Genomic DNA, 25,946 nt, shown 5'->3' with positions numbered 1-25,946 from the left:
AATATCGCCGGCCCCCATTCCCTTGATAATTGGGCATAATAGACGAATAGTTTTGAATTGAATTCAAGGATGGAGCATGCGATGGACAATCGGGCAGGCGAGATGGAGGTCTTCGTTGCCGCTGCCGAGTTGCGCAGCTTCTCCGCCGCGGGACGCAAGCTGCATCTTTCGCCCTCGGCCGTGAGCAAGCTCGTCACCCGCATCGAGGACAGGTTGGGCACCCGCCTGCTGGTGCGTACCACGCGTGCCCTGCAGCTCACGCCAGAGGGCGACACCTATCTTGCCCGGGCCCAGGCGATCCTCGCCGATATCGCCGAGACCGAGCGCATGATCTCCTCGGGCGGCGAGGTGGTGCCGACCGGGCGCCTGCGGGTGAGCGCCTCGGTCGGCTTCGGCTCGCGCTGCGTCGTGCCGCTGCTGCCCGATTTCCTCGCGCGCTATCCGAAAGTGCAGCTCGATTTCTCGCTGACGGACGAGGTGATCGACCTCGTGGAGCAGCGCGCCGACATCGCGCTGCGCTCCGGCCCGCTACGGGATTCCAGCCTGAAGGCGCGCAAGATCCTCGAGAGCCGGCGCGTGATCACCGCCTCGCCGGCCTATGTCGAGCGCCATGGCCTGCCGCGCACGCCCGAGGATCTGGAGCGGCACAACTGCCTGCTCTTCAACTTCCGCCGCGGCTTGGATACCTGGCCCTTCCGCGACCCGCAGACAGGGGAGCTGCGGCGCGTCAGCGTGAGCGGCAACCTCCAGGCCAATAACGGCCCGACCATGCGCCAGCTCTGCCTCGACGGCCTCGGCCTGGTGCGCCTCGGCCGCTTCCATGTCCAGCCCGATCTCGACGCCGGTCGCATGGTGGCGCTGCTGGAGGACTACAACGCCCTCGACATCGAACTGATCCATGCGGTGTTCGCGGGGCACGACCACCTCGCCGCGCGCATCCGGGCATTTGTGGATTTTTTGGTGGAGAGGATCGGGCGGGAGGCTTGATGAACCGGCATGGTTCACTTAGGTTATTATGAATTCTTACGAGGCGGGCCATGACAGCTTTCACCGTACGCATTCCGGACGACGCAGCGGAGAAGCTTGATTCTCTTGCGGCCAAGCTCGACCGATCGCGCTCTTATGTGGCTGCGAAGGCAATAGAGGAATTCATTGCACGCGAGAATTGGCAGCTTGCTGAGATCGAGGCGGGGCTGATCGAGGCCAGGCGCGGGGACTTCGCGAGCGAGGCGGAAGTCGAGGCCGTGATCAGCAAGTATATCCGGCCCGAATAGGCATGGCAGTCTACAGGCTGCGCTGGACTCGCAGGGCACTCCGTCGCCTTGACGAAATCGGCACCTTTATCGCTGCAGATAGTCCAAGGGCAGCGGAAAAGATCGTGCGCCGGCTGACTTCAGCTAGTCGCCATCTCATCCAAAACCCGGCGCTGGGACGTACCGGCCGGATCCCAGGTACGCGCGAACTGGTATTGGCTGATGTTCCCTACATCATTGCCTATCGTGTCGAGGGTACCGACATCGAACTGCTTACTGTGATGCATGCTGCTCAGCAGTGGCCTGATAGGTTGTAGTCGGCCATTCCCTTCCGGAGCCCTCCCCAATTTCCCGGGGAGGGGCACTGGCTTGCTTAGGTAGCGCTTACGCCACCTTGCTCTCGGCCACCGGCTCGGTCTGCAGGTAGCTCTCCAGGCTGTCGTCGAGCGCATCCACCCACTTGGTATGGTGCTTGGGCGCCATGGTGCCGGTCATCAGCGAGCGGTAGCCATGGTCGCGGAAGCCCATGATGTTCTCCGCTTTGTGGTGCTCCCATTCCATGAAGGTCTTGTTGGTGGCCTCGATGTCGAACTGCGGATAATCCGTCTCGGCCAGCAATTCCTTCACATAGTCGCCCTGGAACCAGATCATCTGCTCGGCGTCCTCGAGCGTTTCCTCGCGGGCGCGCCAGGCGTCGAAATTGGCCTTCAGCTCGGCTTCCGGCGGCAGCTTGATGCGGCCCATCATCACGTCGCGCGCCCACCAGGCCTGCACGTCGAACATGTTGAATGTGTAGAACTGGTCCTGCATGCCGATGTAGAAGAGCTGCGGATTCTTGTCGAAGATCACGCCCTTGTAGAGGCTGTCGGCCCACATGCGGTTGGCTGTCTTCAGGCGCAGCTCGTCCGGCAGGAAGGGGAAATGGTGCTGATAGCCGGTGCACAGGATCAGCGCGTCGACCTCCTTGCTCGACCCGTCGGCGAAATAGGCCGTGTTCTTGTCGAGCCGCTGCAGCAGCGGGCGCTCCTCGAAATTGGCGGGCCAGTTGAAACCCATCGGCTTGGAGCGGTAGCTCGTCGTCACCGACTTGGCGCCATATTTCCAGCATTGCGAGCCGATGTCCTCGGCCGAATAGGAACGCCCGACGATGAGGATGTCCTTGCCTTTGAACTCCATGGCGTCGCGGAAGTCATGGGCATGCAGCACGCGGCCGTTGAAGGTCTTCACGCCCTCGAAATAGGGCACGTTGGGCGTGGAGAAGTGGCCTGATGCCACCACGACATAGTCGAATTCCTCGTCATACATGCGATCGTTGGGACGGTCATGCGCGGTGACCGTGAACTTCCTGGTCTTGTCGTCGAAACGCACCATGCGTACCGGGGTGGAGAAGCGCACCCATTTGCGCACATCGGCCTTCTCGACGCGGCCCTTGATATAGTCCCACAGCACGGCGCGCGGCGGGTAGGAGGCGATCGGCTTGCCGAAATGCTCCTCGAAGGTGTAATCGGCGAATTCCAGGCACTCCTTCGGCCCGTTCGACCAGAGATAGCGGTACATGCTGCCGTGAACGGGCTCGCCATGTTCGTCGAGCCCCGTGCGCCAGGTGTAGTTCCACAGGCCGCCCCAGTCGGACTGCTTCTCGAAGCAGACCACTTCCGGGATCTCCGCGCCCTTCCTGGCGGCGGACTGGAAGGCCCGGAGCTGGGCGAGACCCGAAGGACCGGCACCGATCACGGCTACTCTCGTCATATGTTCTATCCCTCTGCCGACGGCATTCGAATGGATGGTCTGGTGTTTTTGTCGCGCTACTGGCATTCTGGTGCTGCCTGCGGCGCGGTTATGGCCTGACGATCGCCCTGGCTGCCGCAAGGGCTTTCCTGCAGATAATATTTATTTCCTGACTATAATCGCGCTCGCGGTTATGGCAAGGCGGCTACGCGTTTTTTGGGTAAGGCTCCGCCAGGGCCTGCAGGTTCAAGGCTGGGAGTCAGCTGGCTACAGCGAGCGATGCGGCACTTGATCCGCCCGGCCGATTTTGCGATTCTGCTGCCATGTCCGATCAAGACCCCGACAATCCGCCTCATGCCGCGCCGGGCAAGGTACTGAGCGAGGCCGCTAGGCGCGCGCTCCTGGAGGCCGCGGAGCGCCACAAGGCCGAAAAACCCGAGGCGCGTCCGCGCGAGATCAACGGCCGCGATGGGCCGGAGCCCGTGCGCTATGGCGATTGGGAAGTGAAGGGCATCGCCTCCGATTTCTGAGGGGCAGGATGGGCCTCTCACTTCCCGGGTCGGATCTCCAGGCGATAGCCCAGCAGCCGCGCCAGCGGGGCCAGCACGGCGAAGAGCGCCTTCTGCAACCAGACGGGCTTTCCCGTGAGATAGAGGTGGTCGCGATAGCTGTGCAGCACCAGTGCCATCAGCAGGAAATGCGGCTTGCCGCGGGTGGAAAACCACTGGCTGCGGCGCTCGGTCGTAGCGGCGAAATTGGCGAAGAAACGGCGCTGCTGCTGGGGTGGATCGAAGATCACCGAAAATTCCGTCTGCCGGTCGTGGCCATTGACGAAATAATGCGGTGCACCGCGCCGGATCGTGATGGACTCGCGCTCATGCACGATATGGGCCTCACCATGGATCACCACCTTCAGGCAGCCGGAGCGGACGAGGAAGGTCTCGTCCGAGCCCGGATGGATGTGCTCCAGCCCATCGGCCCCGCCCGAGCCATTCCGGCCCAGCACCACGTCGAAGCAGACCGGATCGAGATCGTCGAGATGGGTCGGGAAGATGAAGGCTTCCCGGTTGAAGGCGTTGTGCAGGACGATGCTGTCACCCGGCGCCGGCACGTCGAGGGTTTGGGCAAGATACGCCTGCATCAGAATGACCCTCCATCGGCGATATAGAGGCTTCCCAGCGGCAGCGGGCGACGGGCCGGACGGACGGCGCCCCGGCGCCGCGCGAACAGCCGGTCCAGCCAGCGGTAGAAGCGGACGCCGGGCTGCAGGGCTTGAAAGAATTCGCTCATGATCTGGTCCTCTCGTCAGACGCGAATGTCTCGCGGTACCGGGCATTGGCGATAGCCTGCGTCAATCGAGCGTGACACGGCGGTGGTGTTTTTGTGTATTCGACGCTGGATTTCGGACAAAAGAGCAGCCTTTTCCGGCTGCATTGCGCGAAAAGCATATTGTTTCCCAACTCTTAAAGTATCTGTCACCTTGGATACAGCTCGTCTCTACCCGCCCGGTGAATCGCAAGTGTTTACCTAGGGGCAGAAATGTCGGCTTCATGCGCCGCGCGGGGCTGATTAGATCTGCAGCGGACCGTTCGAATCAAATACCCCGAGGTCGTTATTGGCTTGGCAACGACAAGCGGAGGCACCCTCGTCCAGCCCGGCCCATTCCGAGCATTTCGATTGTAGTTTCGATTATAAAAAGTTATATTCAGCATGATAATTGAAACTTCCTGGAGAGGGCCGGCCGCACATGGCACAGTCAACCACAGCCGGAACCCGGCACCGCCGCAGCCGCTCAAGTTATTTTGGCGACGAACCGGCGGCGACGCCCGCACGTTCGCGTCGGCCCGAACCTGGCCCGAGCGATGACCTCGTGCGGGCTTTCGTCTTGCGCACCAGCAGAGCGCTTGCCCATATCGCCGAGCGCATGCCGCGGGAGCGCCTGCTCGAAGCCGTCGGTGCAGCGACCGATACGGACGTGCTCTTCCGGTCCCTCCGCGAGGCCGCTGCTTTCGGCGCGGAGATCGAACCGGACGACCCCGATCCCTTGACCGAGGCGCTGCTTCGGGGATCGGAAATGAAGCGGGAGATGTTGAAGGCGGAAGGCGGGGCGGTCTCTGCCCAGGAGCTTGCTGGCCATTTGAGCATGACGCCGCAAGGTCTCGGCCGCAAGCGCGAGCGCAATCAGGTCTTCTGGCTCGAAGCCGGCGACGGCTATGTCTATCCGGCCTTTCAGATCGGCAGGGATGGCTTGCTGGCGGGCATTCGCGAGATCCTCGGCGCCTTCACGGTCGAAGACCCGTGGATGCGCGTCAACTTCATGCTCACCGGCGATATCAGGCTTGGGGGGCGTCGGCCGATCGACCTTCTCCGCGAGGGGATGGTCGACGAAGTGGTGATGGCGGCGGCGGCGTATGGCGAGCATGGCGCCGCCTGATCCCGGCCCGCTGCCTCCACCCGATTTCGCGACGCGTCGCCTGCCGACCGAAACGATCACGGTCGGATCGCGACTGATACGGATCCATCGCAGCAGCCTCGGCCCTCTGTTCTTCGGCTCGACCGGCGGAAATCGCTTCGATGACCCAGCCAGGACCTACGGTGTCTGCTATTTCGCCACGTCGATCGCAGGGGCCTTCGCTGAAACCTGCTTGAGAGCGGTCGGCGCGCAGTTCGTTGCGATGACCTTTCTCGACGAGCGCTCTTTTGCCGAGATCGAGGTGACCTCGCCTCTCCAGGTGGTCAGCCTTCATGGCCCGGGATTGGCGCAGCTCGGCGCGACCAGCGTCGTCAGCAGCGGGCCCCACGCCCTGGCGCAGCAATGGTCGCAAGCCATTCACGATCATCCACAGGCGCCGGACGGCATCTCCTATCGCTCGAACCGTGACAATGGCGAGCTCTGCGTCACCTTGTTCGATCGATGCCAGGCGAATCTCCGCATCGCTGGTTCGCGACCGATCATGGCAAACCGTGCGGCCCTGGCGGCCCTTCTCAATCGCTACACTGTCGGCCTCGGTTAGAGCGCAATGGCTTGAACGCCAAGCGCCATTCAATGAGGCGAAGCAGGCGAGGCCGTCATCCCTGGCGCCCCCTGGATTCCCTTCCTCTCACCCTCTCTTGCGTCGCTCAAGAGCGGCTCGGCCGCCTATCGCCCAACCACTCCTTGATGCCATAACCGGCATAGACCAGGGCAAGCGCGGGGCGGCGCAGGCTGGCGAGGGGGAATCGGGGCGGCAGGCCGGCCAGCGGCGCGGGCACATCGACCTCGCCCGAGCCAGCGATCGCCTGGGCCAGATAGCGCCCGGCAAGCGGGGCGGCGATCACGCCCGAACCGTGATAGGCAAAGCCGTAATAGACGCTTGGGTCGTCGGGCACGCGGCCGACCGAGGGGGCGAGCTTCAGCGAGAGGGCGACGAGTCCGCGCCAGAAATAGTCGGTGCTGACGCCTTTCCAGGCCGGGAAGAGCTCGCCGATGCGCCGCTCCATCCAGGCGCGCATGGTGGCGGCGGCCTGCGGCGAACCGGAGGTGTCGCCCCGGGCGCCGAACAGGAAGCGCCTGTCCGGCAGCAGGCGGTAGTAGAATAGCAATTTGCGGGTATTGGAGACCGGTGTCTCCGTCACATAGGGCGCCGCCTTGAGCTCCGCCTCGGTGAGGGGCCTGGTCACCACGATGTTGGAGAGCGCGGGCCAGACCCGGGCGTCGATGCTCCTATGCAGCCCGTCCGGCGTCCAGCCATTGGTGGCGAACACCACGCGCTTGGCCGTGACCGTGCCGGCGGGCGTGATCAGACGATGCAGGGCGCCTTGTCGCTCCCAGCGCTCCACAGGGGACTTCGCATAGAGATGCGCGCCGCGCCGCTGCGCGGCCTGCGCCAGTCCCATGGCATAGGCGAGCGCATGCAGCCCGCCGCCGCCATCGACATGCAGGCCGCCGAACTGCTCGGTGCCGCCATGGCCGATCTCGGTGAACTCTTCCTTCGTATAGAGCCGGGTGCGGATACCGACATGCTCATGCGCCTCGGCTGAAGCCTTTAGACCCTCGAAAGCATGCCGGTTGTGCGCGGCATCGAAGGTGCCATCGCCCTGCAGGCGGATGTCGAAGCCTTCCTCTGCGGCGATCTGCCGGGGATAGTCGGCGCCGGCCCTGAGATCGGCGAAGAAGCGCCGCGTCTCCTCGAGGCCATAGCGGGCGATCATCTCTCCTATCCCGAGCTTGCTGGGCGGAAAGGAGAGGAAACCGCCATTGCGGCTCGAGGCACCCCAGGCGATCGGCCCAGCCTCGAGCACGGCCGCCTCGATGCCATAGTCCTTCGCGAGATGATAGGCGCAGGCAAGGCCGGTATAGCCGCCGCCGATGATGGCGACGTCGCAGGCGACATCGCCCCGCAGCACCGGGAAATCGTGCCGCGTCGCCGTCGCCTCCCAATAGGAGGGCTGCAGCGTGGCGGTGTCATAGAGGGAGGGGTCGAAGACGGGCTTGAACATGATGCCGGCACTATGGCAGAGGCCGGCCCGAGAAATAAAGGCCTTCCCCGCTCCTGTCCTGCCAGCCTGAGACTCGCTGTCTCAGAATACCGGCGGCGTCGGATTTCGATTCACCGATTTGCTCCGACTATTTCGCGAATGTTTCTGTCTGATCGCGATTTCATCAATCACCATCACGATAATTTCAAACCGTTCCGTCTCGTTTTGCATTGCGGTCGTCAAGGCCGAGGCGTACAAAACAACGATTGCTTGGCGGGTTGAAGTTGGAATTTTTCAAGGAGAATAATCATGAACAAACTTGTTATTTCGGCGATTGCCGCTGCCGGTCTGGCCCTTTCTGCTTCCGCCGCCTTCGCTCATGGCCATATCGTGACCGGCCCCGAGCTTTACGCCACTCCCGAGGCGGCTGCTCCGGCGTCGCAGGCCGTGCCCGCCGTTCACAAGACCCGGATCATCCATCATGCCGCACATGCACCCCGCGTGAACACGGCGTCCTGATCCGTCGACCCCAGACTTTTCACCCACTCTCGACTTAAGCGAATTTCAGTACCAAGGCGTTCATCAAGCTTCCTCCATTTCTCTCAATGAATGACTTAAGTCGTAACGAACGCCGCCCCGTCTTGTCGGGGCGGCGTTCTTTTTGCTGGGTATTGCTACCGTCGCGAGCTCTTTCCCCGTCCAATTGCCACACGTTAACAACCTGGTAACCATGACCGGTGCCATGATGGGTTGTGCGCTCTCACGGCACGATCTCGAAATTTCCTTGAATAGCTGCCGCAAGGACTCTTTCGGCGGGAGTCAGGGGGAGAGTAAAGTGAACTGATTCGGGGAACGGGATCGGCGGCACTCTCTGGCCGGGCGATCCGGATTTCCGCGTAAGACGAAGCTGCGGGCTCGTCCGGCTTTTGCCGCCCCGCGCTGCCGTCGTCGCGTTGCGTTTCAGGGTGAGTGGAACGTCAGGCGCCGGCTTCTCGCCGGCACCGAGGGGATTCGGATTCGTCGAGAGAAAATGCGGCAGGACAAGCACATAAAGCGCGATTCCTCCGGCAGCGGCCGGACTCTGCCTCTCATGCGCGTCGGCCTTGCCGCCGCCGGCACTCTCTGTGTTTCCACGGCCATGGCCGCCGATACGGCCTCGCCCGGCGTCAGCCTCTTCGGCGATCTCTCCGGCGCCGACCGCCGCATCCTCGCCATGCTCGCTTTGTTCGCCGGCCTGCTGATTCTGGCAACCGGCCTGGCGATCTTCTATCTGCGCGCCCGCAATGCCTGGCTGGCGCGCGACCGCGCCGCCAAGGCCGAGATGTCGACGCTCGCCGCCCGGGCCGAGCGCGCCGAGGAATTGCTGATGTCGGAGCCGCAGCTCGTGGCGGTCTGGTCCGGCACGGACGACCTGCCGACGCTCTCGGGCGAACTCCCGGGCGTCACCATCTCGCCCTCCAGGCGCGGGCTGATCGGCACGGGCTGGCTCGACTATCACGACACCCGCAATCTCGAGGAGCAGATCCGCGCCCTGCGCGAGCGCGGCGAAAGCTTTCATCTCGTCGCCCGCTCCCGCCATGGCGGCTATATCGAGGCCGAGGGCCGCGCCATAGGCGGGCGCGCCGTACTGCGGCTGCGCGACGTCACCGGCGACCGGCTGGAGCTTGCACGCCTCGCCGACCGGCACCGCCGCGCCAGCGAGGAGATCGAGGCGATCCGCGCCCTGCTCGACGAGGCACCGGTACCGCTCTGGCTGCGCAACGCCAATGAGAAGCTGACCTGGGTCAACAAGGCCTATGCCAGGGCGGTGGATGCGCAGGACGAGAACGACGCCCTCTCCCGCGACATCGAGCTGCTCGACCGCCCCGCCCGCGAAGAGGCCGGCAAGGCGCGGCATGACGGCAAGGCCTTCCTCAAGCGCGTGCCGGCAGTGGTGGGCGGCGCCCGCCGGACGCTCGACGTCATCGACATTCCCTCCTCGCGCGGCTCGGCCGGCATGGCCATCGACGTCTCCGAGGTCGAGACCATGCGCGCCGATATCGGCCGCCAGATCGAGGCGCATGTCCGCACCCTCGACCAGCTCGCCACCGCCGTGGCAATCTTCGATGCCGACCAGCATCTCACCTTCTCCAATGCCGCCTTTGCCGCGCTCTGGCAGCTCGACCCCGCCTTCCTCGACAGCAAGCCGACCGACAGCGAGATCCTCGACCGCCTGCGCACCCAGCGCCGCCTGCCGGAACAGGCGGATTTTCGCGCCTGGAAATCGAAGCTGCACGAAGCCTATCGCGCCCTCGAACCGGCCGAGCACTGGTGGCATCTGCCCGATGGCCGGACATCACGCGTGGTGACCACGCCGAACCCGGCCGGCGGCGTCACCTATCTCTTCGAGGACGTCACCGAGCGCATCGACCTGGAAGCTCGCTACAAGGCGCTCTCCCAGGTACAGGGCGAGACGCTGGAAAACCTCAAGGAGGGCGTCGCCGCCTTCGGTTCGGACGGGCGGCTGCGGCTCTCCAACCCTGCCTTCGCCCAGATCTGGCGCCTGCCCGGCGAGATGCTGGAGCAGCGCCCGCATATCGACGACGTGGTGGCGCGTTGTTCGCTGCTGTTCCGCGACGAGGGCATCTGGCAGGGCCTCAAGAACGCCATCACTTCGATCGGCGACGCCCGCCGCTCGATGGACGACCGCATGACCCGGGTCGACGGCAGCGTGATCGAGTTCTCCACCGTGCCCCTGCCCGATGGCGGCACGCTCGCGACCTTCACCGACGTCACCGACTCCGTGAACTTCGAGAATGCCCTCGTGGAAAAGAACGAGGCGCTCGAGGAAGCCGGCCGGCTCAAGAACGACTTCGTGCACCATGTGTCCTACGAGCTGCGCTCGCCCCTGCAGAACATCATCGGCTTCGTACAGCTGATGGCCGATGGCGCTGCCGGGCCGCTGAACGAGAAGCAGCGCCAATATGCCGGCTACATCAAGACCTCGTCGGACGCGCTCTACGCCATCATCAACAACATCCTCGACCTCGCCACCATCGATGCCGGCGCCATGACGCTCGACCTCGGCAAGGTCGACATCCGCGAGGCCATGCAGGGCGTGGCGGAAGCCGTACAGCCGCGCCTCGCCGAAACCGGCGTCCGGCTGGAGATGAAGGCGAGCCAGCAGATCGGCACCTTCGGGGCCGACGGCCAGCGCGTGCGCCAGGTGCTGTTCAACCTGCTCTCCAACGCCATCGGCTTCTCCCCGCCCGGGGGCACCGTGACCCTCTCGGCCCTGCGCAAGGGCGAGGAGATCGTCTTCCGGGTCGAGGATCGCGGCCGGGGCATCTCGCAGGCGGTGATCGACCGCGTGTTCGACCGCTTCGAATCGCATGGCGGCGGCAGCGGCCATCGCGGCGTCGGGCTCGGCCTTTCGATCGTGCGTTCCTTTGTCGAGCTGCATGGCGGCAGCGTCGAGCTCGTCTCCGAGGAAGGCCGCGGCACCATCGTGACCTGCCGCTTCCCCGTCGACGCCTCCGCCCATCAGGAGGCGGCGGAATGAGGGGAGCGCGTCATCCCGGACAAGATGCAGCACGAAGTGGTGCATCGCAGATCCGGGACCGTATCGTTGTAAGCTTTATCCGTCTTGCGGTCCCGGATCTGCGGCGCAACATTGCATGTTGCACCTTGTCCGGGATGACACCTATCCGAAGGCCCTAGCCGTTGACCGATCTTCTGACCCACCAATGGACCCTCGACCTTCCGAGCGAGGCCGCCACCGACATGCTGGCGCGCGATCTCGCGCCTGTGCTGAAGGCCGGCGATCTCGTCACCTTGTCGGGCGACCTCGGCGCCGGCAAGACGGCCTTTGCCCGTGCCTTGATCCGGCAGATCGCCGGCGATCCCGAGCTTGAAGTCTCCAGCCCCACCTTCACGCTGATCCAGCTCTACGACACGCCCTCCTATCCGGTGGTGCATGCCGACCTCTACCGCATCGGCCACCCCAGCGAGCTGGAGGAACTCGGCTGGGACGAGGCGCCCGACGGCGCGCTGGTGCTGGTGGAATGGCCGGAGAAGGCCGGCGATGCCCTGCCGTCCGATCGGCTCGACATCCGCTTCGTGCATGCCGGCAAGAGCGAGACGGCGCGGCGCGCCACGCTGGTCGGCACCGGCGAATGGTCGCGGCGCCTGCGCCGTATCTCGCAGATCGGCGATTTCCTGCGCGGCGCCGGCTGGCAGGACGCCACGCGCCAGCACATCCAGGGCGATGCTTCCACCCGCACCTATACGCGCCTCACCCGCGGCAAGGCCACGGCGATCCTGATGAACTCGCCCGCCCGCACCGACCGGGTGCCGGTACGCTACGGCAAGACCTACAGCCAGATCGCCCATATCTCGCAGGACGTGAAGCCCTTCGTCGCCATGGACCGGGGCCTGGCCGAACGCGGCTTTTCCGCCCCGCAGATCATCAAGGAGGACCTGCTGCACGGCCTGCTGCTGCTGGAGGATTTCGGCGCCGCCTTCATCGCCGAGGGCAGCATGCCGCTGCCGGAGCGCTATGGCGTCGCCATCGACATGCTGGCGCATCTCCACGCCCTGGAACTGCCGGACACACTGCCGGTGACGCCGGCCATCACCCACAAGATCCCGATCTTCGACTATGGCGCCCTCGACATCGAGGTGGAGCTGCTGATCGAATGGTACCTGCCGCTGATCGGTGCGCCGCAGCTCTCCCAGCGCAACCGCGACGCCTTCACGGCGTTGTGGCGTGCCGCGCTCTCGCCCGCCGTCAAGGGCGAGAAGAGCTGGGTGCTGCGCGACGTGCATTCGCCCAATCTGATGTGGCTGCCCCAGCGCGAGGGCATCAAGAAGATCGGCCTGCTCGACTTCCAGGACGCCATGATCGGCTCGCCGGCCTATGATGTCGCCGCGCTCTGCCTCGATGCCCGCGTCACCGTCCCCCAGCCCCTGGAGCTGCAGCTGCTGACGCGCTATGTGAAGGCTCGCAAGATCGCCGATTCCGCCTTCGAGCCCGCCGAGTTCGCCCGCGCCTATGCGGTGATGGCGGCCCAGCGCAACACCAAGATCCTCGGCCTGTTCGCCCGCCTCGACAAGCGCGATGGCAAGCCGGCCTATCTCAAGCACATCCCGCGCATCCGCGCCTATCTCGACCGGGCACTCGCCCATCCCTCGCTGGCCGAGCTGAAGGAATGGTTCGAGACCTTCGTCTTCTCGATCGAGGCGAGGGTGTCGTGAGCAGGCCCCTCAAGGCGGTCAAGCCCTTCAGCACCGCGATGCTGCTGGCGGCGGGCCTGGGCAAGCGCATGCGCCCTTTGACCGACCACAAGCCCAAGCCGCTGGTCGAAGTCGCCGGCAAGACGCTCATAGACCACGTGCTCGACCGCCTCGCCTTCTGCGATGTCGAGACGGCGGTGGTGAACGTGCACTACTTCGCCGAGCAGATGGAGGCCCATCTCGCCGGGCGCCGGCGCCCGAGGATCCTGATCTCGGACGAGCGCGCGGGCCTGCTCGATTCCGGCGGCGGCGTACGCAAGGCCCTGCCGCTGCTGGGCAAGGCGCCCTTCATCGTCTGCAATTGCGACAGCTTCTGGATTGAGGGGCCGCAGGTCAATCTCGAGGCGCTCAAGGCACACTGGGACCCCGCGCGCATGGACATCCTGATGCTGGTCGCCGCCACCGCCACCAGCGTCGGCTTCGACGGACGCGGCGACTACCACCTCGACAGCCACGGCGCCCTCGCCCGCCGCCGCGAATGCGAAACCGCCCCCTTCGCCTATGCCGGCGTGCTGCTGATCAAGCCGGAGCTGTTCGAGGGCACGCCCGAGATCTTCTCGCTCAACCGGCTGTTCGACGCGGCCGAGGCCAAGGGCCGCCTCTTTGGCAAGCGCCTCGACGGCATCTGGCTGCATGTGGGCACGCCGCAGGCGGTGAAAGAGGCGGAAGAGAAGATCGCGCTCTCGCCGGTGGAGTAGCTGGTCCCGGATGCGCGGACGTCTCGTCCACATATTGAACCGCCGCCGCTGTAAGAAAGGGCGCTGACCTGCCGGTCGCACCCTTCTTCACCTAATGACTCGTTTCCAAGAAGCGGACGAGACGTCCGCGCACCCGGGGGGCCATCATAGCAATTCCTGCCATTGACGCGCGCCGTGTATGACGCGCACGATTTCAGCGCCGCCATCTACCTCACGATACAGAATGAGGTATTTCCCAGCTGGAAACATCCTGAGGTCTGGTCTTACGTCTGACCGCGCCACACCCATACCTGGCATCTCACCAAGGCCACGGCATCGGCGATAGATGTCATCGAACCATTTCTTCGCCGCCATCGGGCTGTCAGCCGCAATGTAGAGGGCAATGTTCTCTATATCCGCCTCGGCCTCCGGTCGGACGCGGAACGGCATCAGGAATTCGGGTCTGCGAATTTGGCGCCGATGCGGTGCCGGATACGAGCAAAAGCCTCGTCACCATCCGTTGCGGGGCCGCTTGCAATTCCGACATCCCAGATCCGGCGGAGTTCTTCGATAGCCTGTTCACGTTGCAACCGGCGGAATTTCCAGTCGCGCAGGGCTTCGCGCATCACTTCGCTAGCCGAGGCATACTCACCAGCCTCGACGACCTCGCGCATCATTGCGGCGTATTCGGGTGTCAGAGACACGCTCACTTTCTCGACATTGGCCATGGTGGATTCCTTCTTTTCAAATGGTAGGAAGGATTACCACCAATAGCAAGCCCAACGGTAATCTGAAAGGGAAGACGTCTCGTCCGTTTCTTGAACCACCAGCCTTAAAGAAAGGGCGCTGACCCTTGGTTACGCCCTTTCTTGCTATCTCCCGTTTCCAAGAGCCGGACGAGACGTCCGGGCACCCGGAAATCACCCCGCATACGGCCCGCGCAATCCCAGCCTCTCGGTCAGCGCCGCGTAGCGGTTGGTGTGGCGCACCAACGCCGCGCCATGGCGCTGCATCAGGGTGGCGCGGCGGTCGGGATCGGTGGTCGAAGAGAGCGCGCCCCAGATGGCGGCGAGGGCTTCCACCGCCTCGCGCGCCTCACGCAGGGCGGTTTCGTCCGCTACCGCGCGGGCGAGCGTGCCACGGGTCGCCGCGCCAATACCATTGACGGTGCGCGCGCCGGCATCGACATAGCCGGCCGGCAGGTCGCCCTTCAGATTGGTGACGACGCCGTAGTGGATGACGTCGAAGATCTGGTCGACCGCCTGCATGGCGCCCTCGACGCGCGAGGGGTGGTCGGTGTCGGCGGCGGCGTGCGGCAGCAGCTCGAGCTTGCCGGGATGGCGGCTTTCGAGCGCGCGATAGGGTACCATCGGCCCAGACAGCGTGCCGTCGGACGCGTTGCGGAAGAGATCGGCATCGATGCAGGCATAGGAGACCCTGCCTGTGGTGAGCGCGGCATCGAGCGCCTCGGCGTCAACGACCTCGCCGCGGTCGTAATTGATCAGCACCGCACCATCGGCCAGGCGGTTCAGGATATCGGTGTTGACCAGCGACTGGTTGGCAAAGCGCCCGCTCTTGGCGTCGACCGGGCCGAGGCCGGTATGTACCGTGAGGATGTGAGCGCCCTCGGCCGCCGCCTCTGCAGTGGCGGCATATTCGAAGCCTTCCGACTCGATCCAGTCCTTGTGCCGTTCGCGAGCATGGATGGCGACCTTCATGCCGAAGGCGCTGGCGAGCTTGGCCAGCTCGCGGCCGATATTGCCATAGCCGATCACCGCGATGCGGCGGCCCTCGAGCTTTTCGGTCGGAAAGTCGCGCAGATGCTTGCCGGTGTCGAACTCACCGGCGACGACGCGGCGATGCAGTTCGTCGACCTTGAGGTCGGGCGCCACCTTCAGCAGGGCCTTGAAGGCCATCTGCGCCGTCGCGCGGCTGTTGAAGCTCGGCGTGTTCATCAAAGGCGCCTCGCCGCCGGCGCCGCTGCCGCCGCCCCAGGAGGCCGAGCCCATATTGCCGGTGCCGGCGCCGATGCGCACGCCGCCGAGCGGGAACACCGAATTCTTGGGCAGGAAGGTCGCCGCGGCGATCACCGCGTCATACTGGCCCTTGTCGGTCTGCGGCAGAATCTCCGCCTCGGTCGAGAGATCGGGCTGGTAGAAGAAGTGGATGCGCCCCTTCGCCAGCGCCGCCTCGTCGGCGATCGGCCCGAGATGGAAGACGCCGCCCTTGGCCTCGATGTGGCGGCGGACTTCCTGATGGTCGGGCTCGCCGTCGCCGTTGAAGCGCATGCCGACGAGATCGGCGACCAGCACCTTGTAAGCACGGCCGGGATCGTCGCGCCGCACGCGCTCGCCGCCGGCACTGTTGCTGACGGCGAAGGTCTCGCCCAGCTTGGCGAGCTCCTCCTCCAGCACCACGATCTTGGCGCGCAGATAGGCATATTGAAGATTGTCGAGCAGGGCGTCGATGTCTTCCGCCGGCCGGATGCCGCCGATCCAGGCGCGATAGTCACCCGGCGTGCCCGGGAAGGCGTTGACATAACGGGCGACGTCGAGGCCGCGCTCATGCTCGCCATTGGGATGGGTGACGCCCTCATAGGCCAGCACCTGCTTGGAGCGGGCGATGATGCGGGCATGGATCGCGGGGTCCGTGATGTCGGCGTCCTTGATGCGCAGCAGCGTCACCGCCGCGCCGCGCCGTTCGGGATCAACAACGCCGAGTTCGAACAGGGGATGCTTCGCCACCCAGTCGTTGACGGCGGCGCGGTTGCGCACCGAGCGCTGGTAGAGGTCCGACACCGAGCCGAGGCGCTTTTCCGAGCGCAGCAGGCCGAATGTGGTCTCGGCGAAGGCGAGGGTGGAATAGGTGTTGATCACCCCGCCCAGCATCTTGTCCTGCGCCGGATCGTAGATCGGACCGACATTGACCGTGCGCTCGCCGGTGAGCGGGCGCTTGGGATCGACGGGCGCCACGATCTTGAGCTGGCGCGGGATCGCCCAGGACGGCGACTTCTGGTTCTTCTCGACGAGGCCCAGCGCCTGTGGCGTGAAGGAGACGACGAAATAGCCGGAAATGCCGCCGATCGCCTTCTGGAACGGCATGAACATGCAGCATTTGGCGATGACGTTGTTCACCGCCTCCGTGCCCCAGGGCATGGCGCCGAGCATGGAAGTGGCGTCGAGCACGGCATGGTGCTCGGCGGGGTTGCGGTCGAGCCATTCGAGCAGGTTGGCGATATCCTCAGCCGTGTAGGTGGTGGCGCCCGTGGTCTCGTGGCCGACGCCGATGAAGAGCTTGACGCCCATCTTCTCCAGGGTATCGGCGCTGGGAATGGCGCCTTCCTCCTCGGCGAAATGGATGCGGCTCTCGTCGCCCTGATGGGCATAGCGGTGCATCTCGATGAGCTGCGCCCCCCAGGACTGGCGGAAGAAGCCACCGGCCTTGGCGGCCTCGGACTCGGGCCGGAGCGTGTCGACATAGACATGCTGGGCCGGGTCGCGGGCGGTGACGAGATGCAGGGCGCAGACCGTGAAGCCGCTATGGCCGCCGCCGAGGCCCACCGCCATCTTGTTGGCCTTGGGGAACTCGAAATAGCGATGGATCTCCCGCATCATGTCGAGGAGGAACTTATCGGCCGGATAGCCGCGATGCATGCTTCGCCCGACTTCGGCGGTGGTGAAGGGGCCGAGATCGGCGCCACGGTCGTCGAGCTTGCGGTAGTTCTGCTCGAGCCAGTTGTCGAACTCGAAGCGCAGCAGGCGCGCATCGGCCTCGTCGAGCGTGCCGTCGGTGATCGGCCCGACGCCGAAGAAGGGATTGGAGGTGCGTGCCGGCGGCCCGGAGCGCGTCAGTTCGAGGGCCTGTTCGCGCTGTGCCTTCAAGGTCTCAGCATTCGCCATGATCGGGGCTTCTCCTGCCGGATGGATGCGGTTTGTTTTGTGGGAGCTTTATCCGGCCTTGGCCCGCGCCATGTCTGTCTTTGACGCGACCGCCGCTTCGCCGCGTTACGCAGCGGGCCCGGGACCGCCGGCTTTCCACCCGGCTTCTTCCTCCCGGTTTGCGGTTCTTTTCCGGCAAGGGCGCGCGACCCCCTGGGACCGCAGGCGTCTCGCCTGCCTCTTCCTCCCCACCGGGCGCACCGTTTCCAAGAGCAGGCGGGACGCCTGCGGTCCCAGGGGGTCGCGCGCCCTTATCGGCAAACGAGAGCCGGCTGGAAAACCGGCACCCCCAGCGCTATAAAGCCGCTCCCCTCGGAGCTTCCATCCCATGCTCGATCCCGCCAATCTCGCGCTCTATACCGGCGCCCAATTCGACATGCGACTTCGGCTCTATGCAATTAGCAGCCAACGTTGAGAATGGATGTACACACCAAGCTCAGTGCCAAGCATCTTCAAGTCGCGCCATGAAATGAGGCGCTCCCAACAAGAAAGTCCTCTTGATAAACTTGCGTCGATTATTGGCTCCCACCCTTGCATTGACCCCCCGAAGGCCCGCGATAAACCTCTGAAAAACAACAAAAATGTGCCGCTTGGGGAATGAAATTTAACGTGGGAATGCCTATATTCCCAATCGAATCAGAAAAAGAGTTGCTGAATGTCCGATCCCGCCTTTTCCGAAGTCCCCGAAAATGCCTATGGCGCCGATTCCATCAAGGTCCTCAAGGGCCTGGATGCCGTGCGCAAGCGGCCGGGCATGTATATCGGCGATACGGATGACGGCTCGGGCCTTCACCACATGGTCTATGAGGTGGTCGACAACGCCATCGACGAGGCGCTGGCCGGCCATGCCGACATCGTCACGGTGACGCTAAACTCCGATGGCTCGGTCACGGTCACGGACAATGGCCGCGGCATTCCCACCGACATCCATGCCGAGGAAGGCGTGTCGGCGGCCGAAGTGATCATGACGCAGCTCCATGCCGGCGGCAAGTTCGACCAGAACTCCTACAAGGTCTCCGGCGGCCTGCACGGCGTCGGCGTTTCCGTGGTGAACGCGCTCTCCTCCAAGCTCACGCTGCGCATCTGGCGCGACGGCAAGGAGCATGCGATGACCTTCAGCCATGGCGATGCCGATGCGCCGCTGAAGCTGGTCGGCCCGGCCGATGGCAAGCGCGGCACCGAGGTGACCTTCCTGCCCTCGACCGACACCTTCACCAAGGTCGAGTTCGACTATGCCACGCTGGAGCGCCGCCTGCGCGAGCTCGCCTTCCTCAATTCCGGCGTGCGCATCGTGCTGACCGACCTGCGCCATGGCGGCTCGACCAGCGAGGAGCTGATGTATGAAGGCGGCCTCGACGCCTTCGTGCGCTATCTCGATCGCTCGAAGAACGCCCTGGTGCCGACGCCGATCTATGTGAAGGTCGACCGCGACGGCATCGGTGTGGAAGCGGCCTTGTGGTGGAACGACAGCTATCACGAGACGGTGCTGTGCTTCACCAACAACATCCCCCAGCGCGACGGCGGCACGCATCTGGCGGGCCTGCGCGGTGCGCTGACGCGCCAGGTCACCGGCTATGCCCAGTCCTCCGGCATCTCCAAGAAGGAGAAGGTCGAGATGACGGGCGACGATTGCCGCGAGGGCCTGACCTGCGTGCTCTCGGTCAAGGTGCCCGACCCGAAATTCTCCTCGCAGACCAAGGACAAGCTGGTCTCCTCCGAGGTGCGCCCGGTGGTGGAAAGCGCCATGAACGAGGCGCTGTCGACCTGGTTCGAGGAGCATCCCGCCGAGGCCAAGGTCATCGTCGGCAAGGTAGCGGAAGCCGCCGCCGCCCGCGAGGCGGCCCGCCGTGCGCGCGAGCTCACCCGCCGCAAGGGCGTGCTCGACGTCGCCTCCCTGCCCGGCAAGCTCGCCGACTGCCAGGAGCGCGATCCGGCCAAGTCGGAACTCTTCATCGTCGAGGGTGACTCGGCCGGCGGCTCGGCCAAGCAGGGCCGCGCCCGCGAGTACCAGGCCGTGCTGCCGCTGCGTGGCAAGATCCTCAATGTCGAGCGCGCCCGCTTCGACAAGATGCTGTCCTCCGAGCAGATCGGCACGCTGATCACCGCGCTCGGCACCGGCATCGGCCTGGAGGAGTTCAATCCGGACAAGCTGCGCTACCACAAGATCATCATCATGACGGACGCCGACGTCGACGGCAGCCATATCCGCACGCTGCTGCTGACCTTCTTCTTCCGCCAGATGCGCGAGATCATCGATCGCGGCCATATCTATATCGCCCAGCCGCCGCTCTATAAGGTCTCGCGCGGCAAGTCCGAGCAATATCTCAAGGACGAGCGGGCGCTGGAGGATTACCTGATCGACACCGGCGTCGAAGGCTCGGTGCTCAGGCTGGCCAGCGGCGAGGAGCGCGCCGGCCAGGACCTGCGCGCCATCATCAATGATTCCCGCAATGTCCGCACCCTGCTCGGCGCGCTGCACAGCCGCTATGATCGCCGCGTGGTCGAGCAGGCCGCGATCGCCGGCGCCCTCAATATCGCCGTGGTCGCCGATCCCATCCTCGCCCAGAAGGCGGCGGACGAGGTCGCAAGGCGGCTCGACGAGCTCGCCGAGGAGTTCGAGCAGGGCTGGACCGGCACCGTCGAGAAGGGCGGCTACCTGTTCGAGCGCACCGTCCGCGGCGTCAAGGAAGCCCATATCCTCGACGCCCAGCTTCTCGCCACGGTCGACGCCCGCCTGCTGGACGAGCGCTCGGCGGCGCTGCGCGAGATCTACAGCGCCCCGGCCACCCTGACCCGCCGTGGCGACGAACTCAGCGTGCACGGCCCCGTCGCCCTGTTCGAATCGATGACGGAAGCCGCGCGAAAAGGCCTTTCGCTGCAGCGCTACAAGGGCCTGGGCGAGATGAACCCCGATCAGCTCTGGGAAACCACGCTCGACCGCAATGTCCGCTCCCTGCTCAAGGTGCAGGTGAAGGAAGTAGTCGAGGCCGAGGATATCTTCACCAAGCTGATGGGCGATATCGTCGAGCCGAGGCGCGAGTTCATCCAGGACAATGCGCTGACGGCGAATCTGGACGCGTGACGGGGCAAGTGTCCCGACAACCATAAAATGGGTAAAAACAACCATAAGAACCGGGTTCGGCAACCATAAGGTTTGAACCGCGCCGGGTTTGCCGGAGGCTCCAAACTTTGAGAGACTGGAGCAATGAGCAAGCAAGGTCAGGTCAGGCATTCGCCTGAAGTGCGGGAGCGGGCGATCCGGATGGCATTGTCAACTTAAGCCATCTTGCTCAGAAAGACGGCAATTTCTGTTCACCTGGAACATCTCATTTACAGTAAGCTGCGATCGTCACTGGCTCATTTCGATGACGATCTCGTCACGCCCGAGGCTCAGCGTTACACCAGAGCTTGTGCCTTTCAGATGCATGATTACCCCGGCCTTGTTCTGCAGCCAAAGGTTGCTGATGGTGCCGGTTTCAAGACCCACCGGACCGGTGCCCTGCGCGTAGGGACCTGGGAAGTCCGGGAGGTTGTTGAGCTTGTAGACGTCGCCGGCAACCTCGACTCTGGATAGGCTGCCCGGCCCGATCACGGTTCCGATGAGTTTGAAGGGATGTTTCTGGCCGCGGAAGGTCAGGACACCTTGTCCGACGCCTACGCCTCCTACGAATGTCTCGGTTAGGCTGACTGTGCCCGACGGTGCAACTCCGGCGATGCTTTGCATCGTCGGTACCGTCGTCGGTACGGGAGAGGAGGTGCATCCCGCTATCGAAAGCAGGCATGCGACCACGAGGGTGGATGAAACACGTCCCCCCATGCTGTTCCTCTCGCCAAGACATCTTCCAATCGTTGTCATTTGCGCCCCCGCTGGTCCGACCCGCCCCAAGCGACTGGTCTGATTGTAATGTTAGTGGATTGACGCTACTCCCGCTAGCGACTCGCCAGCTAACCACCTTCATCACGTGCCGGCATTGCCGGGTACGGCGCTGTCAGTGCAACTGCAGGCTGGTTCCAGCAAGTGCAAGAAGGCCAAACCGAACCTTGGTTCAGGCTGCGATGGCTCGCCACTCTGCCAAGGCGGCCGAGCGTCTCTGCTTGTAGGTTTCTCGGCTGACGAGGTGGCGCTCCGAATTGAAGTGGTTGTGGATCTGGCTATGGACCGCGACAAATTTCTGGAGACTCTTTGTCTTCCGGAATTGGAGCATCGCCGCCTCTCGCCGTCGAAATGGTTGGTGAGAATTCTCGGCCCGGTTGTTCTTCCAGCGGCCGATTTGCCGGCGCTCGAGGTTGCCGATTTCCCGCATGGCAGCACCATGGGAGCGCAAGCCGTCGGTGACGATGACCTCAGGACGACCATAGCGCTTCATGGCTTTCTTAAGGAATTTCAACGCTTGAGTCTTGTCCCGGGTCTTGCTGACGAAGAACTCCAACACCTCGCCCTCGTGATCGGCGGCCCGCCAAAGATAGTGGAGCTCGCCGTTGACCTTCACGAAAGCCTCATCGATATGCCAGCGTTCACAGCTTAAGTTGCCATCCCTCATCCGCCTCTTGCGAATGGCACCGGCGAACAGCGGGCCGAAGCGGTTCCACCAAAATCTCACCGTCTCATGGCAGATGTCGATGCCGCGCTCACGCAGCAGGTCCTCAACATTCCTCAAAGACAAGGGGTAACGCACGTACATCATCACGGCCAGGCGGATCACCTCCGGCGACGAATTGAAATAGCGAAACAGATTGGGCTTGGGATGCGCCATCCCCTCTGCCTACCCTTCTGGACCAGCCTCGGGCAATTTACTCTGACACAGCCCCACCACTCCATCAGCGAAAAGAGCAAAGCGGCGCCGCCTGACGGTACATGAGGCCAGTCTATCTAATTCTCTTGCCGCAAATGCCTAGGCTCAGGACTCATTGATTAGAGTCAGAAGATGACGGCTGCGGCGATGCAGATCGCTGACTTGAATTTGATTTGCAGCCCCTTGGAAATCCCTCCGATTCAAGACAAAATCGTCCCGCTCTAGCTTTTTGGGGAGACTCTGATGGAAAGCCACGAGCCGTTTTTACGCGAAGCGATTGGGCTCTCGAAATCCGCGATGGAACGCGGCGACGAACCGTTTGGCTCGGTGCTGGTGAAGGACGGCGAAGTAATCCTGCGCGCCGAAAACAGCGTCTTCACCGGCCATGATATGACTAACCACGCCGAGATGAACCTGGTTAAACTGGCGGCGCAGCACTACGACACTGCTTTTCTCGCCGACTGCACGCTCTACACCAGCACGGAGCCGTGCGCGATGTGCTCCGGGGCGATTTACTGGTCGGGCATCGGGCGTATGGTGTTTGCGTGCTCCGAAGCGCGGCTTGGCGAGATCGCCGGGATCGGGTTGAACGTGCCGAGCCGGGCTGTGTTGCATACCGGCGCGCGCATCGTCACTGTGGTTGGCCCGAACCTCGAAGACGAAGCCGCCGAAGTACATCAGGAATTCTGGCCGAGGCATCTGGGTAAGGCTTAAGCCTCGGCTCGCGGCTCATTGATTAGAGCCAGAAGATGACGGTTGCGGCGATGCAGATCGCCGAGAAGAAGGTATGCGCGCATCGGTCGTATCGGGTTGCAATGCGCCGCCAGTCTTTGAGCTTGGCGAAGAGGTTCTCGACCTTGTGGCGCTGGCGATAGAGTGCCCTGTCGTAGGGATATGGGACTTTTCGATTTCGGCTCGACGGGATGCAAGGCTCGATGCCTTTGTTTCGGAAAGCCTCGCGGAATGGCGCGCTGTCATGACCGTGATCCGCAGAAAGGGCTTTGGCAGGCGGCAGGGCATCGAGGACCATGTGTGCCCCTTTGTGGTCGCTCATCTGCACTTAACTCAGCAGCATGACGATCGGACGGCCGTCCTGGTCGCAGACTGTGTGCAACTTGGAATTCAATCCGCCTTTGGTTCGCCCGATACGACGGGGAACATCCCCTTTTTAAGCAGGCTTGCGGCCGAGCGATGTGCTTTGAGATGGGTGGCGTCAATCATGATGCGCTCAGGTTTTGGTCCCTCTGCGGCAAGCGCTGCGAATATGCGGTCGAACACGCCGAGACGGCTCCAGCGGATGAAGCGGTTATAGAGCGTCTTGGGCGGCCCGTAGGCCTGCAGCGCATCCTTCCATTGCAGGCCATGCTTGATGACGTAAACAATGCCGCTGATCACACGGCGCTCGTCCACCCGCGCAACGCCATGTGCAAGAGGAAAATACGGCTCGATCCGCGCCATTTGCCGCTCGCTCAGCAAAAAGAAATCGCTCATCACGGCCCCCTATCCAACACCGTGAATCACATTTCAGATCAAATTAATAGGTCCTGAGCCTAAGTGAGCCGGATTTCGATCCCCTCAAAATCAACACCTTGAACGACTGATCGCCACAGCTCGCCGGGCAAGGCAGGCAAGGCCTGCGTGAGCGTCCCGGTGGTGACGAATTCTCCCGCACGAAGAGGCTCACCTCCGTAACGCGCCAATTCCCGCACGAGGCATCCCATAGCCTTTATAGGGCTCCCGAGGACCTGAGCGCCGCCACCAACTGAATGCGCACCTCCGATCTCGGAGAGAGTGGCCGAAAACGAAGCGAGCTCGCCGGCCCACCGCGTGCGCGACCCGCTGATGGGATGCCGTGTGCCGAGCAGCAAAGCGACATGTACGCCGGTGGCCGCTGCGTCAGCCGCCTTGAAACGCCAGCCTGGAAAGATTGAGGTACATATCTCAAAATCCAGCGCCGCCCATGCGACGCAGTTCAGAAGTTCTTCGTCGCCCATGCCCGGCTCGGGCGCCGTGCGGAGCCCGAGCGCGACCTCCGTCTCCATGCGAATGTTTGGCCAACTGCCTGTTGAAAAGCTGTCGTCTGGCAGGGGGAGATCAAGCGTCGTGGAGTCATAGAGATAATTCCAGATCGGCCCCGAAATACCGTATCCGCTCCATGCCGCAACATTGGTGAAGCCAATTTTTCGGCCAACGACCCGCTCCCCTCGCGCCTCCCGCCGTCGCCGGATCTCGCGCACGACTTCGTAGGCATCCTCAAGACCGAATCCTGCATAGCGATCGGAAAACGGTGCCACCTCGCGCGGGTCCGCCATGTTGGCGAACACCTCGTCGGCAATAACGGTCAGGGTCTCGTCGGAGACCGCCATCGGCCCACCATCTGCTTATCTCAACGCACTTAAATGCGAATGATACGTTATATCGATCTGTTCTTAGAAGGATCTTGCGACTTCACGGAAGTATTTTAGAATGAATTTGGAGCTTGATGGCCGACCTACGGTCCTTCGCGAGAACGAGCTTTTCATGTCCGAGGATATCTTCGACAAGAATGCGTGGCTTCGTCGCATCGGACACACAGGTTCTTGTGCGCCAACCCTCGAGACATTGCAGGCATTGATCTTAGAGCACTCAACGGCAATTTCATATGAGAGCATCGATGTGCTCTTAGGCAGGCCGCCGAAGCTCGACTTGGCTTCGTTGCAACAGAAACTGGTCGCCGGCGGCCGCGGTGGATATTGTTTTGAGCAGAACCTCTTGTTCCGGGCCGGACTGAGGTCTCTCGGATTTAATGTTACAAGCCTGCAGGCTCGCGTTGTACGCGGCTTGGCTATCGATGCGCCTCGCCCCGCTCTGCACATCGTCCTTCGAGTGGATCTACCTGAAGGACCGTTCCTTGCGGACGTCGGTTTCGGCAATTTGGCGCCGACCGCGCCCTTGGTGCTTTGCCCCGACATCGAGCAGGAGACACCCCATGAAACCATGCGCTTCGTTCAGATGGGCGAAGAACTGACTTTGCAATCCAAGCTTGGGGCGACATGGGAACACATCTACCGGGTCGTATCGCTCCCTCGAGTCGACGCCGAATACGAGATCTGCAACTGGTTTACGGCTAGTCACCCAGACAGTCCCTATCGAAGCAACCTGATCGCAGCACGCCCAGGACCCGACAGGACGCGAATAACGCTTTTCAATGCCAGATTGACTATTCGGCATGTGACCGGTGAAGCCGATCGGCGAATTCTAAGGGGCGTGCTCGAATATTACAGCGTGATTTCCGAAACATTCGGAATTTCTCTTTCTAGGGAAGTCGTCGCAAGAGCATTGGAGACAGTCGAGTCTCGCGGGTTTCTCGGACCACCCCATCCGTTTTTTGCTTAGAGCGCGGTCAAGGTTCGTGGTACTCGGGGGTCAGAACAAGAGCAGTTCAAAATCCTGCCCTAAGAAAATATCTGAGACTTTTCAAAGGGACTGATCAAAGACGTCCCGCTTCGCTTGGGACCTTCTAGGCGAGTTTTTGTAGGGTTCAGGGCGCCGAAGGGATATGTGTTCTTAGTTTGTCCCCTTGGCGCAGGATTTTGAACTGCTCTTGTTCTGACCCCAGGATGTTCAGAGCTGGAACGTCGGCTATCGGGCTGACCACCAATGCCAGCGCCTGGCGCAAATAAGACCCTACAGCCGGCGCAATTTCAGGTTTCAAGAACTGCCGGATCATTTTTGGCCGACAACATGACCATCCCATCCGAGTGCCTCACCCGGGATCTCAGTCTTGAGGTAAGCGGTGTTGTCAGGCCACAGGGTGGCTCGCGACAAGAGGTTGATGATCCCAGG

The 25,946-nt window shown here is 63.2% G+C and carries 23 protein-coding genes and 1 pseudogene; 13 read left to right on the top strand and 11 right to left on the bottom strand.

The window, feature by feature from the left end:
• Window positions 1-81: 81 nt before the first annotated feature.
• Genes QQL24_RS00900 through QQL24_RS00890 form a run of 3 tightly spaced genes read left to right on the top strand, consistent with a single transcriptional unit; the run spans window position 82 to window position 1,570 of the window.
• Window positions 82-987, top strand: a complete 906-nt coding sequence (locus QQL24_RS00900) for a LysR family transcriptional regulator (RefSeq protein WP_284309996.1) — start codon at window positions 82-84, stop codon at window positions 985-987.
• A gap of 50 nt (window positions 988-1,037) precedes the next feature.
• Window positions 1,038-1,274 (top strand): CopG family ribbon-helix-helix protein, encoded by a 237-nt coding sequence (locus QQL24_RS00895; RefSeq protein WP_284309995.1) that lies wholly within the window; start codon window positions 1,038-1,040, stop codon window positions 1,272-1,274.
• Between the two features lie 2 nt (window positions 1,275-1,276).
• A complete protein-coding gene (locus QQL24_RS00890) occupies window positions 1,277-1,570 on the top strand; it encodes a type II toxin-antitoxin system RelE/ParE family toxin (protein WP_284309994.1) in 294 nt (97 codons plus the stop codon).
• Window positions 1,571-1,637: 67 nt separating this feature from the next.
• On the opposite strand, the gene QQL24_RS00885 is transcribed toward QQL24_RS00890, so the two are convergent.
• Window positions 1,638-3,002, bottom strand: a complete 1,365-nt coding sequence (locus QQL24_RS00885) for a trimethylamine monooxygenase (RefSeq protein WP_284309993.1) — start codon at window positions 3,000-3,002, stop codon at window positions 1,638-1,640.
• Window positions 3,003-3,304: 302 nt separating this feature from the next.
• Between QQL24_RS00885 and QQL24_RS00880 the strand changes: the two genes are divergently transcribed.
• On the top strand, window positions 3,305-3,511 hold the full coding sequence (locus QQL24_RS00880; protein WP_284309992.1) for a DUF1674 domain-containing protein: 207 nt from the start codon (window positions 3,305-3,307) through the stop codon (window positions 3,509-3,511).
• 17 nt (window positions 3,512-3,528) lie between these two features.
• Here the strand turns inward: QQL24_RS00880 and QQL24_RS00875 are convergent, their stop codons facing one another.
• Window positions 3,529-4,122 (bottom strand): cupin domain-containing protein, encoded by a 594-nt coding sequence (locus QQL24_RS00875; RefSeq protein ID WP_284309991.1) that lies wholly within the window; start codon window positions 4,120-4,122, stop codon window positions 3,529-3,531.
• The gene (locus tag QQL24_RS00870; protein WP_284309990.1) at window positions 4,122-4,271 is read right to left on the bottom strand and encodes a hypothetical protein; all 150 of its coding nucleotides are present in this window, start codon (window positions 4,269-4,271) and stop codon (window positions 4,122-4,124) included. The genes QQL24_RS00875 and QQL24_RS00870 overlap by 1 nt, the downstream gene beginning before the upstream one ends.
• Before the next feature lie 595 nt (window positions 4,272-4,866).
• Here QQL24_RS00870 and QQL24_RS00865 point away from each other — a divergent pair.
• Window positions 4,867-5,415, top strand: coding sequence for a hypothetical protein (locus QQL24_RS00865; RefSeq protein ID WP_284309989.1), 549 nt, complete (start codon window positions 4,867-4,869; stop codon window positions 5,413-5,415).
• Window positions 5,402-5,995, top strand: coding sequence for an RES family NAD+ phosphorylase (locus tag QQL24_RS00860; RefSeq protein WP_284309988.1), 594 nt, complete (start codon window positions 5,402-5,404; stop codon window positions 5,993-5,995). The genes QQL24_RS00865 and QQL24_RS00860 overlap by 14 nt, the downstream gene beginning before the upstream one ends.
• A gap of 106 nt (window positions 5,996-6,101) precedes the next feature.
• On the opposite strand, the gene QQL24_RS00855 is transcribed toward QQL24_RS00860, so the two are convergent.
• Window positions 6,102-7,460: an NAD(P)/FAD-dependent oxidoreductase gene (locus QQL24_RS00855; protein WP_284309987.1), complete on the bottom strand. Its 1,359-nt coding sequence runs from the start codon at window positions 7,458-7,460 to the stop codon at window positions 6,102-6,104.
• 288 nt (window positions 7,461-7,748) lie between these two features.
• Between QQL24_RS00855 and QQL24_RS00850 the strand changes: the two genes are divergently transcribed.
• From QQL24_RS00850 to QQL24_RS00835, 4 genes are all read left to right on the top strand, one after another.
• Window positions 7,749-7,958, top strand: coding sequence for a hypothetical protein (locus QQL24_RS00850; protein ID WP_284309986.1), 210 nt, complete (start codon window positions 7,749-7,751; stop codon window positions 7,956-7,958).
• Window positions 7,959-8,469: 511 nt separating this feature from the next.
• Window positions 8,470-10,980 (top strand): PAS-domain containing protein, encoded by a 2,511-nt coding sequence (locus QQL24_RS00845; protein ID WP_284309985.1) that lies wholly within the window; start codon window positions 8,470-8,472, stop codon window positions 10,978-10,980.
• Between the two features lie 161 nt (window positions 10,981-11,141).
• Entirely contained in the window at window positions 11,142-12,674 is a 1,533-nt protein-coding gene (gene tsaE, locus QQL24_RS00840; RefSeq protein ID WP_284309984.1) for a tRNA (adenosine(37)-N6)-threonylcarbamoyltransferase complex ATPase subunit type 1 TsaE, read from the top strand.
• Window positions 12,671-13,411 (top strand): nucleotidyltransferase family protein, encoded by a 741-nt coding sequence (locus QQL24_RS00835; RefSeq protein WP_431310620.1) that lies wholly within the window; start codon window positions 12,671-12,673, stop codon window positions 13,409-13,411. The genes tsaE and QQL24_RS00835 overlap by 4 nt, the downstream gene beginning before the upstream one ends.
• A gap of 144 nt (window positions 13,412-13,555) precedes the next feature.
• On the opposite strand, the gene QQL24_RS00830 is transcribed toward QQL24_RS00835, so the two are convergent.
• The 3 genes from QQL24_RS00830 to QQL24_RS00820 all read right to left on the bottom strand — a co-directional run bounded on the left by QQL24_RS00830 (window position 13,556) and on the right by QQL24_RS00820 (window position 17,289).
• Window positions 13,556-13,840 carry a type II toxin-antitoxin system RelE/ParE family toxin gene (locus tag QQL24_RS00830; RefSeq protein WP_284309983.1) on the bottom strand — a complete coding sequence of 95 codons (285 nt, stop codon included), beginning with the start codon at window positions 13,838-13,840 and terminating at the stop codon, window positions 13,556-13,558.
• Window positions 13,840-14,118, bottom strand: a complete 279-nt coding sequence (locus QQL24_RS00825) for a type II toxin-antitoxin system ParD family antitoxin (protein ID WP_284309982.1) — start codon at window positions 14,116-14,118, stop codon at window positions 13,840-13,842. Before QQL24_RS00825 ends, QQL24_RS00830 begins: the two co-directional genes overlap by 1 nt.
• A gap of 192 nt (window positions 14,119-14,310) precedes the next feature.
• The gene (locus QQL24_RS00820; RefSeq protein WP_284309981.1) at window positions 14,311-17,289 is read right to left on the bottom strand and encodes an NAD(P)-dependent oxidoreductase; all 2,979 of its coding nucleotides are present in this window, start codon (window positions 17,287-17,289) and stop codon (window positions 14,311-14,313) included.
• Window positions 17,290-17,983: 694 nt separating this feature from the next.
• Between QQL24_RS00820 and gyrB the strand changes: the two genes are divergently transcribed.
• On the top strand, window positions 17,984-20,410 hold the full coding sequence (gyrB, locus tag QQL24_RS00815; RefSeq protein WP_284309980.1) for a DNA topoisomerase (ATP-hydrolyzing) subunit B: 2,427 nt from the start codon (window positions 17,984-17,986) through the stop codon (window positions 20,408-20,410).
• A gap of 267 nt (window positions 20,411-20,677) precedes the next feature.
• Here gyrB and QQL24_RS00810 read toward each other — a convergent pair whose 3' ends face one another.
• Together QQL24_RS00810 and QQL24_RS00805 are read right to left on the bottom strand one after the other, a co-directional pair.
• Entirely contained in the window at window positions 20,678-21,052 is a 375-nt protein-coding gene (locus QQL24_RS00810) for a hypothetical protein (protein WP_284309979.1), read from the bottom strand.
• A gap of 322 nt (window positions 21,053-21,374) precedes the next feature.
• On the bottom strand, window positions 21,375-22,082 hold the full coding sequence (locus tag QQL24_RS00805; protein WP_284309978.1) for an IS6 family transposase: 708 nt from the start codon (window positions 22,080-22,082) through the stop codon (window positions 21,375-21,377).
• 282 nt (window positions 22,083-22,364) lie between these two features.
• On the opposite strand from QQL24_RS00805, the gene QQL24_RS00800 reads away from it, so the two are divergent.
• Entirely contained in the window at window positions 22,365-22,835 is a 471-nt protein-coding gene (locus tag QQL24_RS00800) for a nucleoside deaminase (protein ID WP_284309977.1), read from the top strand.
• Between the two features lie 22 nt (window positions 22,836-22,857).
• Here QQL24_RS00800 and QQL24_RS00795 read toward each other — a convergent pair.
• Together QQL24_RS00795 and QQL24_RS00790 are read right to left on the bottom strand one after the other, a co-directional pair.
• Window positions 22,858-23,612, bottom strand: a pseudogene (locus QQL24_RS00795) (IS5 family transposase).
• A 59-nt stretch (window positions 23,613-23,671) separates the two neighbouring features.
• The gene (locus tag QQL24_RS00790) at window positions 23,672-24,487 is read right to left on the bottom strand and encodes a 2-keto-4-pentenoate hydratase (RefSeq protein WP_284309976.1); all 816 of its coding nucleotides are present in this window, start codon (window positions 24,485-24,487) and stop codon (window positions 23,672-23,674) included.
• A 154-nt stretch (window positions 24,488-24,641) separates the two neighbouring features.
• Here QQL24_RS00790 and QQL24_RS00785 point away from each other — a divergent pair, with 154 nt between their 5' ends.
• Window positions 24,642-25,496: an arylamine N-acetyltransferase family protein gene (locus QQL24_RS00785; RefSeq protein ID WP_284309975.1), complete on the top strand. Its 855-nt coding sequence runs from the start codon at window positions 24,642-24,644 to the stop codon at window positions 25,494-25,496.
• Window positions 25,497-25,946: the final 450 nt, after the last annotated feature.

Source organism: Labrys miyagiensis, assembly GCF_030160835.1.
Lineage (GTDB): Bacteria > Pseudomonadota > Alphaproteobacteria > Rhizobiales > Labraceae > Labrys > Labrys miyagiensis.
The sequence above is the reverse complement of the archived record's forward strand: the minus strand, read 5'-3'. Positions and strand labels throughout refer to the sequence as shown.